10 protein-coding genes and 4 pseudogenes are annotated in these 15245 nt (G+C 58.5%); 6 read left to right on the top strand and 8 right to left on the bottom strand.

Annotated elements, in window-relative coordinates; genetic code table 11:
* Positions 1 to 155 precede the first annotated feature (155 nt).
* Complete coding sequence (locus QA644_RS21470) at positions 156 to 1535, top strand: HAMP domain-containing sensor histidine kinase (protein ID WP_283073273.1); 1380 nt, start codon at positions 156 to 158, stop codon at positions 1533 to 1535.
* Between the two features lie 36 nt (positions 1536 to 1571).
* On the opposite strand, the gene QA644_RS21465 is transcribed toward QA644_RS21470, so the two are convergent.
* The 4 genes from QA644_RS21465 to QA644_RS21450 form a co-directional block, all read right to left on the bottom strand.
* Positions 1572 to 1709, bottom strand: a complete 138-nt coding sequence (locus QA644_RS21465; RefSeq protein WP_283073272.1) for a hypothetical protein — start codon at positions 1707 to 1709, stop codon at positions 1572 to 1574.
* Positions 1710 to 1903: 194 nt separating this feature from the next.
* Positions 1904 to 3223, bottom strand: a complete 1320-nt coding sequence (locus QA644_RS21460; protein WP_283073271.1) for a HAMP domain-containing sensor histidine kinase — start codon at positions 3221 to 3223, stop codon at positions 1904 to 1906.
* Positions 3220 to 3960 carry a response regulator gene (locus QA644_RS21455; RefSeq protein ID WP_239603699.1) on the bottom strand — a complete coding sequence of 247 codons (741 nt, stop codon included), beginning with the start codon at positions 3958 to 3960 and terminating at the stop codon, positions 3220 to 3222. Before QA644_RS21455 ends, QA644_RS21460 begins: the two co-directional genes overlap by 4 nt.
* Positions 3961 to 4060: 100 nt before the next feature.
* Positions 4061 to 5104: an alpha/beta hydrolase gene (locus tag QA644_RS21450; RefSeq protein ID WP_283073270.1), complete on the bottom strand. Its 1044-nt coding sequence runs from the start codon at positions 5102 to 5104 to the stop codon at positions 4061 to 4063.
* A 323-nt stretch (positions 5105 to 5427) separates the two neighbouring features.
* Here QA644_RS21450 and QA644_RS21445 point away from each other — a divergent pair, with 323 nt between their 5' ends.
* The 4 genes and pseudogenes from QA644_RS21445 to QA644_RS21430 all read left to right on the top strand — a co-directional run bounded on the left by QA644_RS21445 (position 5428) and on the right by QA644_RS21430 (position 10240).
* Entirely contained in the window at positions 5428 to 7203 is a 1776-nt protein-coding gene (locus QA644_RS21445) for a cytochrome c biogenesis protein DipZ (protein ID WP_283073269.1), read from the top strand.
* Between the two features lie 50 nt (positions 7204 to 7253).
* Positions 7254 to 8021 carry an alpha/beta hydrolase gene (locus tag QA644_RS21440; RefSeq protein WP_239602311.1) on the top strand — a complete coding sequence of 256 codons (768 nt, stop codon included), beginning with the start codon at positions 7254 to 7256 and terminating at the stop codon, positions 8019 to 8021.
* Positions 8022 to 8081: 60 nt separating this feature from the next.
* On the top strand, positions 8082 to 8480 hold the full coding sequence (locus QA644_RS21435) for a cupin domain-containing protein (RefSeq protein ID WP_283073268.1): 399 nt from the start codon (positions 8082 to 8084) through the stop codon (positions 8478 to 8480).
* A 421-nt stretch (positions 8481 to 8901) separates the two neighbouring features.
* Positions 8902 to 10240: pseudogene (locus tag QA644_RS21430) on the top strand (epoxide hydrolase).
* Between the two features lie 398 nt (positions 10241 to 10638).
* On the opposite strand, the pseudogene tnpB reads toward QA644_RS21430, so the two are convergent.
* The 4 genes and pseudogenes from tnpB to QA644_RS21410 form a co-directional block, all read right to left on the bottom strand.
* Positions 10639 to 10868, bottom strand: a pseudogene (tnpB, locus tag QA644_RS21425) (IS66 family insertion sequence element accessory protein TnpB); the annotation flags it as partial.
* Positions 10865 to 11331: pseudogene (locus QA644_RS21420) on the bottom strand (transposase). The pseudogenes tnpB and QA644_RS21420, both read right to left, overlap by 4 nt.
* A 370-nt stretch (positions 11332 to 11701) precedes the next feature.
* Positions 11702 to 12934 carry a cyclopropane-fatty-acyl-phospholipid synthase family protein gene (locus tag QA644_RS21415; RefSeq protein ID WP_283073267.1) on the bottom strand — a complete coding sequence of 411 codons (1233 nt, stop codon included), beginning with the start codon at positions 12932 to 12934 and terminating at the stop codon, positions 11702 to 11704.
* 397 nt (positions 12935 to 13331) lie between these two features.
* Positions 13332 to 14402: a histidine kinase dimerization/phosphoacceptor domain -containing protein gene (locus tag QA644_RS21410; protein WP_283073266.1), complete on the bottom strand. Its 1071-nt coding sequence runs from the start codon at positions 14400 to 14402 to the stop codon at positions 13332 to 13334.
* 309 nt (positions 14403 to 14711) lie between these two features.
* On the opposite strand from QA644_RS21410, the pseudogene QA644_RS21405 reads away from it, so the two are divergent.
* A pseudogene (locus tag QA644_RS21405) lies at positions 14712 to 14967 on the top strand (AI-2E family transporter); the annotation flags it as partial.
* Positions 14968 to 15245: the final 278 nt, after the last annotated feature.

Genomic DNA, 15245 nt, shown 5'->3' with positions numbered 1-15245 from the left:
CGGTATGTAATAACAAATAAAAACATCTTTCCGGCTGAAATAGATATCGTTGCGATCGATATTTGATTCCGGTTTGCGGTGTCTGCCGACAGGGGAACGAAATCTCGGTCAGCGGCGAGCCCTAGCGGCTGTTGCCGTACCCATGAGAAGGATTGATGATGCTGGTGCGATTTTTTGCGGGTTCCATCCACCGACAGATTGCTCTGCTTGCTGTCATGCCAGTGGCCCTGTTTGCAATCCTCGGCATCATTAGTGAACACCTGACGATCAAGGAGCCTGAGAGCGTTTCACAGGCGCGCTCCGTTGCCATGCGCATCGAGCTCGTCGTCGACATGATCCGATCTGCCGAGACAGCGGATCAAGAGGCGACCATCCTCGGCGCTGTGACAAGGACCGGGCTTCAGGTCGAAGAAGTATCCGCAACGGAACTCCAGCGCGCCGAACAGCCGACGGAAATGGGCGACTTTCGTTCCGAGATTAAAAACAACCTGTCGCGGCCAGATGTCAACGTCAAGCTTAGCGCTGGAACCGTGGCCGGTCACCTGCAGCAGGTGCTGGTCGTTGGCATCGATCAGGACCGCGCTTTGGCTTTTGCACCGCCGTCCGCCCTGCCTGACTCCCCTATTACAGATCGTGAAATCAGCGATTTCCTCGCGACCATGGCCATGTTCGTGCCAGTCATCCTGTTGTCCCTCTATGGAAGCCGCATGATCGCCTCGCCGCTTCAACGATTTTCCCAAGCAGCGCGGGATCTTGATCCGGACAAGGGGTCCGAGCGCCCCTTCGAGGAAACGGGTCCTCCAGAAATACGGACGCTTGCGAAGTCGCTAAACGATATGCGGAGCCGGGTCCGTGGGATGATCGAAGCACGCACGCGCATGTTGCGCGCTATCAGTCACGATCTGAGAACGCCTTTGACGCGTCTACGCCTCAGAGCCGAGCGCTCAAATGAGCCCTCGCTGCGCAACGCCTTGCTGGCAGACATTGACGCCCTGACGCTGATGGTCGAGGAGACATTGGTTTACCTGAGAAAAGACACATCGAAAGAAATCCATCTCAGGGTTGACCTGCCGAGCCTCATCAACACGGCTTGCAATGATTTTGCTGATATGGGCTACTCGGTGATCTACCGTGGACCTGATCGCTTCGCCTACCCCTGCAGACCCCATGCGCTCAAGCGCGCTATCGCCAATCTCATCGACAACGGCACCAAGTTTGCCCGGCACGTGAATGTCGAACTTCATGTCAAACCGGATGGGGCGATCAGCATCGGCGTCAGCGACGACGGACCCGGCATTCCCCCCGAGTTCCATACTGACGTCCTGGAACCGTTTTACAAGTTGGATTCTGCGCGCAACGACCGGGGCGGATTCGGTTTGGGTCTATCCATCGTAAACGACATCGTTGGAAGCCATTTTGGAACGCTTAGGCTCGAGAATGTCACGCCAACGGGTTTCATTGCCGAAATCAACTTGCCGTCAGCCGATTCCATCGAGACGATCCGACAAGCAGAAGCGGCTTCCGTGGCGCCATGACTATCGGAGCTGGCGTGCAAGTCATCCTGCGCCCCGTTAGGGCACGCCAATCCCTTGAAGACCAACGGCTGTGGCCAGCGCGGCCATGGGGGATGGTTCCGGCGAGAGCACGTCATAGACGCAAGGCGCTGCCAAAACCGCGAGCGCCAGCATGCCAACGATCAGGCGTTTCATCAAACACTCCTTGGATTTGCGAGACGCTCAGGCAAGCTCAACTCGACCGCGATATTCCCCCGTGTCGCCTTGGAATAGGGGCAGGTCTGGTGGGCCTCGTCGATCAGCGCGCTCGCAAGTTCCGGATTAAGCCCCGGAAGTCCGCGTGCGGGGCTACTTTTTCATAAAAAATGCACAACAAAACCGGGCATTCTTCAGGGCAGCGATATCTCTGCGGCGAGGCCTCCGCCGGGGCGGTTGTAGATCCTCACTGCGCCGCCAACCGAGACCGCAAGCTGCTGAGCGATGGCCAATCCAAGCCCTGTACCCCCGGTGGCGCGGTTGCGCGAAGTCTCAAGCCGGTAGAACGGTTGCATGGCGGCCTCCAGCTTGCCGTCCGGAATACCTGGCCCACGGTCGGTGACCGTAATGATGGTACTTCCATCGCCCTTCCGTTCGACGCTGATCTCGGCAGCACCCGCAAACTTGAGGGCGTTGTCGATGAAGTTGGTCAGGATACGCCGCAACGCGTGCGGTTTCGTCACGGCCGTGCCGTGAACGATGCCGGCAACGGTGACCGCCTTTCCAGTATCCTGGTAGTCGTAGGCGATGCTGTCGATAAAGGAAGACAGATCAATGCGAGATGTCGTTTCGCCGTTGCCGTGAGAACTGCGCGCATAGGCAATTCCGTCCTGAACCAACCGCTCGATCTCCCGCAGGTCGCTGACCAGCTTGTCCTTTTCGGGGGTATCGTCCGCCAAGTCGGCCCGCAGGCGCATGCGCGTGATCGGCGTCTGCAGGTCATGCGAGATCGCCGCGAGAATCTGCACGCGTTCTTCCAGGTAATGGGCGATACGGTCGCGCATGGCGTTGAAGGCGCGCGCCGCATTGGCGACTTCGCTCGGCCCGCTCTCGCTCAATGGGGACCCCTTCTTGTTGGGATCGAGTGCATCGGCGGCGGCCGCGAGATCGCCAAGCGGGCGAACTGCCTGGCGCACCGCAAACCAGGTGCAGAGGATCAGCAGCACCATCTGTGCGGCAAAGACATATGGCAGCCATTCGGCCAACGGCATGACGCCGCGCGGCGTCACGTCAATGGTGAGCGGTGCACCGTCTGAAAGCGTCAGATGTCCCTGCAGCCGCTTGCCGTCACCTGGAATGGCTTCGACGCGGAGCGGAAACCTGTTGCCTGCCGCCTCCTCTATCCGTTTTGCAATCTCCGCTCCGCGGCCCGACATGTCCGGCACACCGGGAAGACCCGGCCCAAGAACAAGGCGATAGTTGCCACGGCTCAGGCGGTCCAGCCATTCGGCCCGCTCGTTGGCGGGCAGTCGGTCGATCACGGCGATCGACGTCGCTAGATCGCTTTCCAGCGTACCAAGCATGACGGCCTTGGCCGACATGTAGCGCTCGGCAAAAAGGATGCTGAACGAGAGGCTATAGGCGATCGCCAGTCCGGCAAATAGGATCAGGAAGAGGCGCGAGCGTAGCGTGCTTGGCCACCAGCCGAAACGGGACTTGCCGCCCTCACTCATGTCCTGGGCACCGAAATCTCGACCGGTACGGAGAACACATAGCCTTCAGCCCGCACCGTCTTGATGTAAGTCGGCTCGCGTGCGTCGTCGCCGAGCCGCTGGCGCAGACGGCTGACCAGAAGGTCGATCGATCGGTCGAAGAGCTCGGCATCGCGGCCCTGCGTCAGGTTCAGGATCTGATCTCGGTTGAGCACGCGTTGGGGATGATCGATGAAGACCCGCAACAACCGATATTCGGCACCACTTAGCGCGATCTCCGTGCCGTCCCTGTCAAGAAGATGCCGGCCAACCGTGTCGAGCCGCCACTCGCCAAAAGCCAGCAGCTGTCCTGCCTCGCTGATCTGAAGGTTGGGCGGCAACATTCGCGTGCGCCGCAGCACCGCCTTGATGCGGGCAAGAAGCTCGCGCGCCGCGAAAGGCTTCGGAAGATAGTCGTCGGCCCCCATTTCAAGCCCGATGATCCGGTCCATCTCGTCGTCGCGCGCCGTCAACATGACGACCGGCGTCGCCTTGTGCTTGCCGGCGCGAAGTTCCCGGCAAAGGACCAGCCCGTCATCGCCCGGCATCATCACGTCGAGCACGATCAGGTCGACCGTGCTGGTCTCGAGGAACCTGCGCATCTGCCGGCCGTCGGCGGCAACCGTCGTCCGAAGACCGTTCTTCTTCAGATAGCTCGATACCAGTTCGCGAATTTCACGATCATCATCGACAATCAGGATGTGGTCGACATGCTCCATCTTTTGTCTTTCAAACAATATCGGTTGGCTGCTCTGCAGCCGTTATTTGTCCGTGTCGGCAGCCGCGAGTAAAGGAGTTTTTTCACGGCAGCCTGACCAGTCAGGGTTTCGCGACATCAAGGATGGCCTGGGCAAAAGCCTGCGGCGCTTCCTGCGGCAGATTATGCCCGATACCGCCCATTACATTTCGATGCTCGTATTTTCCGGAGAACCTCTTCGCATAGGAGGATGGTTCCGGATGCGGCGCGGCGTTGGCATCGCCTTCCATGGTAATCGTCGGGATCGTGATCATCGGCCCCATCGCCAGCTGCTTCTCGTAGGCATCGTATTTCGCCTCGCCTTCTATGAGACCGAGCCGCCAGCGATAGTTATGGACGGTAATTTCCACATGGTCTGGATTGTCGAACGCGCCTGCCGAACGGTTGAAGGTCTCGTCGTCGAAGGCCCAGGTGGGCGAGGCCGTCTGCCAGATAAGCCGTGCAAACTCATGCGTGTTGGCGGCGTAGCCAAGCCGGCCGCGCTCGGTGGCGAAGTAGAACTGGTACCACCAGGACAGCTCCGCCTTCGGCGGCAAAGGCTTCTTGTTGATTTCCTGGCTGCCGATGAGATAGCCACTGACGGAAACCATTGCCTCGCAGCGTTCCGGCCAGAGAGCCGCCATGATGTTGACGGTGCGCGCACCCCAGTCATATCCGCCGAGGATCGCCTTTTCGATGCCGAGTGCGTCCATCAAGGCGATCATGTCGGTCGCCAGTGCCGCCTGCTGGCCGTTTCGCGGTGTCTCCTGCGAAAGGAAGCGCGTCGTGCCATAACCGCGCAGATAGGGAATGATGACGCGGTAGCCTGCATCGGCCAGGATCGGTGCGACATCGACATAGCTGTAGATGTCGTAGGGCCAGCCGTGAACGAGCAGGACGACGGGACCATCTGCCGGACCGGCTTCTGCATATCCGACATCGAGCACACCTGCCTTGATCTGCTTCAGCGCTCCGAACGAAGTATGCCCTCCCGCCTTGACCGCTGCTAAGGATACCGCGGACGACTGAGCGTTTGCGATCGCGGTCATGCCGAATTCGGCGGCGGCCACGGCCATGGCGGCGACACCGAAGAAGCGGCGGCGCTGGTGGTTGAATTCAGGGGACATCGTTCTCTCCATCTCGATTGATCGTGACCTGAAGAGAGCCGGCCGCATGTATCCCCAATGTGTCCCGCCAAGCCCGCAATTGAATGCAGATGTAGCATCCGGCCGCCTTGATACGTTCTGATACAATCTGCCCTGCGTCTCGAACCCGGGCCGCCGACGATTTGTGTCACTCTGTAGTGCACCCGGCGGTTCCCTACACTGCGGTACATTTCTTATGGAAGCCGGACACATCCGGGATACGTCGCGCCGACCAGATTGGCCCCGTTGCTGGTCGTGCCCCATCGCCGTCCAGAACCCGACCAACCGGTTTCAAGGAAACGACGATGACACTTCTCATCATTGCCTATCTCGGAGGAGCGCTGACCATACTCAGCCCGTGCATCCTTCCCATTCTCCCCTTCGTCTTTGCCCGCGCGGGACAGCCCTTTATCCGAAGCACGCTGCCCATGCTGATCGGCATGAGTGGTACTTTCGCACTTGTCGCGACGCTTGCAGCGGTCGGCGGAAGTTGGGCGATCGATGCCAATGAATACGGGCGTTTCGCCGCAATTCTGTTACTTGCAGTCTTCGGGGTAAGCCTTCTTTCGCCACGCGTTGCAAGCGTCATCACCCAGCCGGTCGTCGACTTCGGCAACAGGCTGCTGAATGCGTCGGGCAAACCCGGCTCCGTACCGACTGCCGCAAGCTCCTTCATCCTCGGCATTGCGACCGGTCTGCTCTGGGCGCCCTGCGCCGGGCCGATCCTTGGCCTCCTGCTGACGGGTGCGGCATTGCAAGGCGCCAATCTCCAGACGACTTTCCTGCTCGTCGCCTATGCCGCTGGTGCCGCGACATCGCTTGCCATTGCCCTTCTTGTCGGAGGCAAGATCTTTGCCGGCATGAAGCGGTCGCTCGGCGTAAGCGAGCGTATTCGCCAGGTGCTGGGTGCCGCGGTTCTGGCCGGCGTTGCCGTCATTGCGCTCGGTCTCGATACCGGCCTCCTGGCACGGCTTTCCTATGCCAGCACAGCCGCCTTCGAACAGACCGTGCTTGACCAACTGCACGAGAGGCCTGTGGCGAACTCGTCCTCAGAAGCTGCCGATCGTGGCGCGACGGCTGCCCTCGCTGACAGGAATCAACCGTTTCGCAGCAGCCTGCCTATCGAAGGTGGTTCGCCGTCTTTAAATGGCGCCGTCGAGTGGCTGAACTCGCCGCCGCTGACGACTGAACAGCTGCGCGGCAAGGTCGTCCTCGTCGATTTCTGGACCTACTCGTGCATCAACTGCATTCGCACCGCGCCTTACGTCCGCGCCTGGGCCGAAAAATATAAGAATCAGGGCCTGGTCGTGATCGGCGTGCACGCCCCCGAATTCGCTTTCGAGAAAAAGATCGACAACGTCAAAAAGGCGGTCGAGGATTTTAAGATCGGCTATCCGGTTGCGATCGACAACGACTACAAGATCTGGCGCGCCTTCGAGAATAGCTACTGGCCGGCGCACTATCTGATCGATGCAAAGGGCAATATCCGCTACCACCACTTCGGCGAAGGCAACTACCGCCAGACCGAGCAGGCGATCCAGGACCTTCTGCGCGAAGCCGGCAGCGAGATGCCCTCGACTGCGTCAGTGACGCCGGACGCCAAAGGAGCCGAGGCCAGCCCGGACCTCAAGAACGTCCGTTCGGGCGAAACCTATCTCGGATACAAACGCGCCACCAGCTTCGCCTCTCCGGAAAACCTCCGTGCCGACGCCGCCAACGCGTATTCTATCGACGAACCGGGCCTGAATGAATGGGGCCTCTCCGGAACCTGGACGGTTGGCGCTGAGCAGGCCGTCCTGAACCGGCCGGATGGTAGCATCGTCTGCCGATTCAGCGCCCGCGACCTGCATCTGGTTCTCGGACCCGGTGCTGCCGGCAAGCCAGTCCGCTTCCAGGTGACGATCGACGGCAAGGCTCCCGGACCCAACCATGGCGCAGATACCGACGCCGACGGCCAGGGCACGGTGATGTCCACCAAGCTCTACCAACTCGTCCGCCAGTCCGGCGACGTGGAGGAACGGACGTTCGAAATCCGTTTCCTCGATCCAGGCGTCGAAGCCTACGCCTTCACCTTCGGCTGAAACTTCATCTCCCTTACCAAAACCACCCACAACAGACAGGAGTCAAACCCATGAACCGCCACTACATCTCGACCCTAGCACTCGCCTTCGCCGCGAGCGTGATTGCCTTCGCGGCACAGGCCGCCGACGTGAAAAACATCGTTATCGTCCATGGTGCGCTCGCCGATGGTTCGGGCTGGCGCAAGGCATCTGATATCCTCGTCGAGCGAGGCTTCAATGTCACGATTGTACAGGAGCCGATCACGTCGCTTTCCGAGGATATCGCCGCAACCAATCGGGTGCTCGACCTGCAGGACGGCCCAACGCTTCTCGTCGGTCACAGCTATGGCGGCATGGTGATCACCGAAGCTGGCCACAGTCCCATTGTCGCTGGTCTCGTGTATGTCGCAGCCTTTCAGCCGGACCGTGGAGAAAGCCTCCTCAGCCTCGCAAGCTCCAAGCCAGCCGGCGGCATGAATATTCGCGAAACGAAGGATGGCAAATATCTCTATCTCGACCCCGCCGCGTTCGCGAACGACTTCGCCGCGGACCTGCCGAAAGACGACGCAGCGTTTCTGGCGAGATCGCAGGTCTACGCCTCGAAGGAAGCTTTTTCCGCCAAGGTCGGGGATCCCGCTTGGAAGACAAAACAGAGCTGGTCAATTGTTGCTTCCGAAGACCGCTCAATCAATCCTGAACTGGAACGCGAAATGGCTAAGCGCGCGGGCAGCGTGGTGACCGAGATCAAGTCAAGCCACGCCGTGTTCGCGTCGCAAGCCGAGAAGGTTGCCGACGTCATCGAAACAGCGGCGCGGCAAGTTGGTGCAAAGAGCAAGTAGGCGCATCCCCTAGTGCCGCACCCACGATCTCCTCCACAAGTATCCTGAAAGGACACAGTCATGAAACCGATCAACGCATTTGTCGCAGCCCTCCTGTTTCTCAGCAGCGGAATGACGCCGTTGCAGGCGTTCGCCGATGAACCCCTGCTACGCACGGATCTCATCAAGAGCGATATCGACGTGCCCGCCCACCAAGTTGTGCAGGTCCGTGTCGATTTTCTCCCGGGTGTACTGGCCGCCAGGCATTCTCACCCCGGTGAAGAGATAGCCTATGTGATCGAAGGGGCGCTTGAGTATAAATTGGACGGACGCGAGCCGGTCACCCTTTCCGCAGGTCAATCACTCTTTATTCCGACCGGCGTTGCTCATTCGGCGCAAAATGTAGGCACTGTCAAAGCCTCGGAGCTTGCCACCTATATCGTCCAGAAAGGCCAGACCCTGGTCGTACCGTCAAAATAACGACTAATCCGGCAACATGCGCAGGGAGCGGTGGCGCTGCCTGCGCATGTCGGCACTGTCCAAGACACGACAGCTATCGCCGCTCGGCATTGCCAGAACACATTTCGCCAAAAATTACGTCTGGGTCGACAGGACAAGATTTGCCTCAGCGATGCCGTATCGCTCTTAACCCGCTTCGCGAGCACATTCGATCAAGCAAACAAGTCGATCCCTTGCCCTACAGATCCCCGGCAGAACCGCAGTGTTCACCGTACTGTCAAGAACCTGATACAAAAAGGCTTTTGCGACCGATGCGTGGAGCGGGCTCACGATCGCGATGCTACGCTCTGATACACTTCCGGCAATTTTCAAAACATGCTGGATAGGTCCGCCCTCTAGCCTGCTCTCCGTCACCAACAGGCAAAACAACGGAGAGTATCTTATGACTAGAACTGAAATCGCCTCTATTCGGGTGCATTTCGCTGGCCGCCTGATCGCAGTTGCGGTTGGCTCCCTCATGCTCGTTCCTGCGGGATACGTCCTGCCGGCGATCGCCGCCGATGCCATTTCGGCCACGTCAGCAAAAAGCGCCAGCTCGGATGAGAGTATCCGTCCGTTCCATATTAACGTCCCACAATCCCAACTCGATGATTTACGCAAGCGCATTTCCGAGACACGCTGGCCGGACAAGGAAACCGTCGATGATTCCTCGCAAGGTATTCGACTGGCGCAAGTTCAGGAACTGGTTCGCTATTGGGGCACTGATTACAACTGGCGTAAAGCCGAGGCGCAGCTTAATTCATTGCCGGAATTCATCACAACGATCGATGGGGTCGAGATCCAGTTCATCCATGTTCGCTCCCGTCACCCCACCGCCCTGCCCATGGTTCTCACTCACGGCTGGCCGGGTTCAACATTCGAGTTCATTAAGTCCATCGGCCCTCTTACCGATCCCACAGCTTATGGCGGCCGCGCCGAGGATGCATTTGATGTTGTCATCCCTTCCATCCCCGGCTACGGCTTTTCTGGGGAAGCCGACGGATTTGGGCTGGGGTCCTGATCGCACTGCACGGGCTTGGGACACCCTCATGAAAAGGCTCGGATATGAGCATTACGTTTCCCAGGGTGGGGATCATGGCTCGGTAGTATCCGATGCGCTGGCTCGCCAGGCACCAAAGGGTTTGCGTGCGGTACATCTCAATATGCCCGCGACGGTTCCAGGCGAACTGATTAGAGCGATCAATAGCGGCGACCCCGCTCCGTCTGACCTGAAGACACCAGAACGCGAAGCCTTCCAGTCGCTCAGCACATTTTTTGGACGCAATGCCGCGTACGGTGCGATGATGGTGACCCGCCCGCAGACCATTGGCTACTCGCTGTCAGACTCGCCCGCGGGTCTTGCCGCATGGATGTACGAAAAAATTGCCCAGTGGAGCGACAGTGATGGCGTCCCTGAGCGTGTCCTGTCCAAGGACGAGATGCTCGATGACATCACTTTGTACTGGCTGACGAACACCGGAGCGTCATCCTCTCGTTTCTATTGGGAAAACAACAACAACAACTTCAGCGCCGATGCGCAAAAGACCAAAGAAATCAAGATACCGGTCGCCATTTCTGTTTTTCCTAAGGAAATCTACAAAGCACCTGAGAGCTGGAGCAAGCAAGCGTATCCGACTTTGTACTACTATAATCAGGTAGCGAAAGGTGGACACTTCGCTGCGTGGGAGCAGCCCCGGCTCTTTGCGGAAGAGTTGCGTGCAGCGTTCAAGTCTGTCCGATAATATCAGCTAACACGTAGTAATCGCGGCCCCCTCATTTCGGGCCGCGAACATGTATACGGCTCATTCAGATTCTTGAGCTGCCGCGCCGCCTCAACCAATGCGCTGTTTATCGCATTCGCTGGGGTTGATGAATCTTCCGGTCTAGGAGCGGCAATCGAACTTCGACGGGAACAATCCTCGACGGCAGCAACATACCGGTGATCACGGACAGAAGTGGTCGTTTTGCCTGAGCCATTTGGCCTCGCGACAGCGATCCGGTCCGGGCCGGCAATTTTCATCACCTTGATCCGAATTCAACCGTCATCTCTCCCTTGTTCCAGCATGTTTTTCGCTATGCAGACCTATACTTGTAATACGACGCGCCCCAATGTCTTTCCTGCTTCAAGCGCGCGATGACCAAACTTGCCCGCCTCGAGCCACTTCGTCGCCAGGTTCATGCCTGACGCATCCCAGTAAATGCAGCGAAGTCGATCGAGACGCTTGGCGCGGAACACGAACACGTCGCCACAATACGGATCGGCCGCAAGCGCCGACGCCACAAGTGCCACCAGACCATTCATGCCGCGCCGAAGTCGGCAGGCTGCGTCGCCACCATGATCTTCACGCCATTCGGCGAAACTGCAATCACCGGCGTCCTCGCAACGCCGCCACCATCGCCTGCGCCAACTCGGGCGCCACCGAGCCGATCACGGTCATGCGCGCCCCGGCAATCTCGATCTCAATTCGACCAACTCCAAAGGGGGCGATATCCGACGAAGAGCCTGGCAAGCCGCTCGATCGCCAACCACCGTCACCGGCACGAACATCGCCTGCTGCGCGCAGGCTTTCGCCGATCGTCGAGAAGTCAGCCCGGCTTTGCGGCGCCAGACATTGAGCAAACCGCGGTTGACGCCCCAGCGTCGGGCGACGGCCGAGATGTTCACGTCGGGTTCTGCGCTCTCGGCAAGGATCCGCGCCTTCTCGTCAGTCCAATTCCGCCGCTGGTGCCGACCGGTGATCACCTCAATCCGACGATATTTTCCCTCATGCCTGGCTTCATGCATGCCTTCATCCATGACTTCAAGCATGGCATCAGCGCGATCTCCAACCATCCCGTTCCACTCCTGTCTATGAAGGAGCTTATCTCGCGGCCTCAATCACAAAAGGTAAGGTGGGGCGTTCGTCGCGCTCACGGTTGATCTCCATGTGAAAGTTCGTGGCGCGCGACAGCCCGCCTCTGAAATGGCTGGTTACCAACGCGCCGGATGTGAGTTTGCCAGCGAACGCGATCTGGTCGGCGACGTCGAAGGGAACTACCTCCCGGCTCTCCATCATCCTGATCGTGGGGCGGCAGCAAAATCGTGACCAGGTGCCGGTCTGTGTGTGCACGCCGGCGCGCAGATTTGCACGGAGGCAATTTGCTTCTGTTTAGCGCTCGGGCTACCGGTGATCTCAGGCCCACGTCTTGTTGGTGGTGCTACCTCATTCCGCAGCCCGTACACCAGAGTTTGCCATCATCCTATGGGCCTGCTCCCAGTTCACCATGTAATCACGGGTGAACGGGACGGCGTCTGCCCGCTTGGCAAGCTGAATCTGAAACACCATCATCGAGCGAAAGCGAAAGCCGATCTCGCACAGAACGAGATAGAATTCCCACATGCGACAGAACCGTTCATCATAGAGCGCCGCAATGCGCTGACGGTTAGTCATGAAGCGCTCACGCCAGTGGCGGAGGGTATCCGCATAGTGCAGGCGCAGGATTTCGACGTCAGTGACAACTAGGCCCGCACGCTCTACGGACGCGAAGACCTCGGAAAGCGACGGAATATCCGCTCCTGGGAAAATGTACTTGCGAATGAACGGATTGATCGGAGCAGGCGCATCGGAATATCCGATCGAATGCAGCAACGCGACGCCGTCGGGGGTCAGGAAATCGCCGAGCCTGGCAAAGAACTCGTCGTAATTCCTCTTGCCTACATGCTCGAACATGCCGACCGAAACCACCCGATCATATTGACCAAGTTCCTCACGATAATCACGGAGACAAAAACGTGCGCGATCAGCGAGGCCCGCAGCCGTAGCGCGCCCCTCCGATACCTTGTGCTGCTCGACGCTCAAGGTCAGGCCGGTGACGTCAGCTCCCGTCTCCTTGGCTAGGTACAAACCGAGGCCGCCCCAGCCGGAGCCGATATCGAGTATCTTAAGGTCCGGTTGGTCGATGAGCAGCTTTGAGGCGATGTGGCGTTTTTTATGCTCCTGCGCCGCCTCGAGATCATCGTCCGCGCTCGTGAAGTAGGCGCAGGAATACTGGCGGTCCTTATCGAGGAAGAGATCGTAGAGCTGGCCGGACAGGTCATAATGATGGGCGACGTTGCGCCGTGCGCGATCGATCGGATTGCATTGCTTCAGCCGACGCATGATGCGGGACAACAGCGAGAACCAAGCCATCTGCTCGAAGTTGCGGTAGTTTTTGGCAGCGATTTCGAGAAAGTCGAAAAGGGTTCCCTCCTCGATGGTCAGCAAGCCATCCATGTAGGCTTGCCCTATCGACAATTCGGGGTTCAGGGCCAACGTATAGTCAAGATGGCGAGCGCCAAGCCGGATCGTACAGTGAGGTGCGGTGCCGTCTCCATACTCGTGAACCTTGCCCGCCCCATCGATCAACCGAACACTGCCAGTCCGGACGATTGATTTTAGGATTGCAGGAAACAGCATGCGGCAAGTCCTCAGCTCTGATCGCCGATCGAATGCCTTTGGCGCACCTTCTCGCAATGATCGAACACCCTTGCGACGAGCGACAATGCGCCGAAAGATCCCGTTGACTTCGATAAAACGTTGCGGATCCTCTCGAAAGACTGCGATTTACAACTCTCGCCGGTCCTGTGGAACTATAACCACTGTAGCCATGGCTGTCGAGATTCCCGGAAAGGAAGTCATGGCCAGATCACTCCATTTCGACAATCAGGTCAGGAGACAAAGTAACCCGGACCTTATCTGGAGAGCCTGACCCGGATCGCTGACCGGGCGGTAACGGGTCATATCTAGCATGGGTTCCGTTCATCGGCACCCGGCGTTTGATGAAGGAGCGGTCGCCCGGATCACGGAAAAAAGTTCACACCCCGCGCTGCAATTGCGACGTGAAGGTCGCGCGCGTAACCGACACGCTCGTGCCGGAGCGACTGCTGACCATGTCCACTCGCGCGTCGAGCTGTTTCGCAAGAGCCTGGACAATCGCCGTCCCCAGGCCGCCGCTTGTTTCGGCTGCACCATCGGCTTGCTTTCCTACGCCATTGTCGGAAACGATAAGCTTCCAATCCGCCCCCCTGATCTCATAGGTAACGAGGATCACGGCGTCCGCCCTGGCGACAGGGAAAGCGTATTTTACAGCATTGATCACGAGCTCGGTGACGATCAAACCCAGGCCGACAGCCTTGTCGGACCCGATCCTTCCTTCGTCCGCTATCACATTGATCGCAATGGGCTGGCTTTCGCCGATCATCGAAGATGCCAGGCTGCCGCAAAGCTTCGCCAGGTAGGACCCGACCTCGATCTGGTCAATGCCGGATACGTGGAGGTGCCTTTGCACCTCGGCGACCGACATTACGCGCTGGTGGGCATCCCGCAAGTCGCGCCGTGTTTCCTCGGACGTGACCGCCCGCGCTTTCAACAGCAAAATGCTGGCGATGATCTGGAGACTATTGGCAACGCGGTGCTGCATTTCCTGCAGCAGGATTTCCTTCTGATGTAGCAACTGCTCTGTCTGCTTAAGGAGCTCTTCCTTTTCGCACTCGATCTTGCGGCGCTCCGTGACATCGGTGAATGCCAGGAGGATCGTCGAGCGGGCGCTATCCCCGTAGGTGACCTGTCGAGCGTTGAGCAGCATGATCCGGCGGCCGAGATCTGGAAAATCATGCGTAACCTCAAAGCCCTCCATCGAGGCATGTTCGGGAATGATCGTCTCCAGAACAACGTGCAGGGCGGGAATGTCCCATTGACCGTCACCGAGCGCGTAAAGCAGACGCCCTCTTGTATCTTCGGGATCGGACTTGAACATCTCATAAAAAGAACGGCTGGCAGCCAGCACACAAAACCGGTCGTCGAGCACAATAAAGGGCTCTGGAATGGTATTCACAATCGCTTGCGCCAGTGTCTGCGCGTCTTCAATGTTCTGAAAGTCGATCATGGCTTGTTCGCAATGAAGGTTCTAGTTTCAACGTATAGTATACTCCTGGGCTAGGAGCGATTTTGGGCCGGTGCTTCCGAGATTCCAGCAATTGTGGCTGCGAGTTTGTCCTATCGAGTCCACACCGACATTTTGTTGAAGAACATTCGATCAGGCTTGGCGCGATGGATGCCGTCCGTTTTAATCCCTGCGTCAAATCCAATTGATTTCAGTTGGTCCGTTGCCGGACAAAGTGATCAATTCTGAATTGATGGCATGGTCTAAAGTGGGCCAGGGGGCTCGGTGGCGCTATGGTTTTCTTATCCTGCGACCGTTTGGTGGAATATCTTCGTCGCAGCGTGGGGCATGCTCCTCGTCAGCAGCATTGACAATCTCATCAGACCTTACCGTCCTCGGCAAGACCACCACCTGCCCTCTTCGGGCTCCTTGGCGGCGTCATCGCCTTTGATTTCAATGGAACCTTTCTTGGGCCAATTCTGCGGTCGCCTACGGCCTCTTCCGTGAGTGGACCAGAGGACAGCACACTCCCGCCTCCGGCACTCGGGTCCAACAAAGCGCAGGATAAGCGCCATTACTGGCGGTGGCTCCGGAATAGGGAGGCCGTTGCGGCGTTTTTTCAGTTTGCCAGTAACTTTATATCTCGGGGAGTCCCTGCGTGGACAAGTCTCCGCGGCGTCGTTAATACCAGCGTCCTCGGCCGTACCAGCCGCCGCCAAGCAGAACAACGATCAGAACTATGATGAGAAGCGTGGTGATATCCATATACGTCTCCTAGGAGTGCCTAGCACGGTGCATTTACTCGTAACTACACTCCGACGTCATTCAACGTTTAGCGCTGGGTTA

Source organism: Rhizobium sp. CC1099 (assembly GCF_029714385.1).
Classification (GTDB): domain Bacteria; phylum Pseudomonadota; class Alphaproteobacteria; order Rhizobiales; family Rhizobiaceae; genus Rhizobium.
Note: the sequence above shows the minus strand (reverse complement) of the source record. Positions and strands in the feature narration are given on the sequence as shown.

Bases quoted from the DNA above. Each gene is read 5' to 3' on its own strand.
- QA644_RS21415 (WP_283073267.1), bottom strand. From the start codon at position 12,934: ATGCTGTTTCCTGCAATCCTAAAATCAATCGTCCGGACTGGCAGTGTT.
- QA644_RS21455 (WP_239603699.1), bottom strand. From the start codon at position 3,960: ATGGAGCATGTCGACCACATCCTGATTGTCGATGATGATCGTGAAATT.
- QA644_RS21440 (WP_239602311.1), top strand. From the start codon at position 7,254: ATGAACCGCCACTACATCTCGACCCTAGCACTCGCCTTCGCCGCGAGC.
- QA644_RS21410 (WP_283073266.1), bottom strand. From the start codon at position 14,402: ATGATCGACTTTCAGAACATTGAAGACGCGCAGACACTGGCGCAAGCG.
- QA644_RS21435 (WP_283073268.1), top strand. From the start codon at position 8,082: ATGAAACCGATCAACGCATTTGTCGCAGCCCTCCTGTTTCTCAGCAGC.
- QA644_RS21460 (WP_283073271.1), bottom strand. From the start codon at position 3,223: ATGAGTGAGGGCGGCAAGTCCCGTTTCGGCTGGTGGCCAAGCACGCTA.
- QA644_RS21465 (WP_283073272.1), bottom strand. From the start codon at position 1,709: ATGAAACGCCTGATCGTTGGCATGCTGGCGCTCGCGGTTTTGGCAGCG.
- QA644_RS21470 (WP_283073273.1), top strand. From the start codon at position 156: ATGATGCTGGTGCGATTTTTTGCGGGTTCCATCCACCGACAGATTGCT.
- QA644_RS21445 (WP_283073269.1), top strand. From the start codon at position 5,428: ATGACACTTCTCATCATTGCCTATCTCGGAGGAGCGCTGACCATACTC.
- QA644_RS21450 (WP_283073270.1), bottom strand. From the start codon at position 5,104: ATGTCCCCTGAATTCAACCACCAGCGCCGCCGCTTCTTCGGTGTCGCC.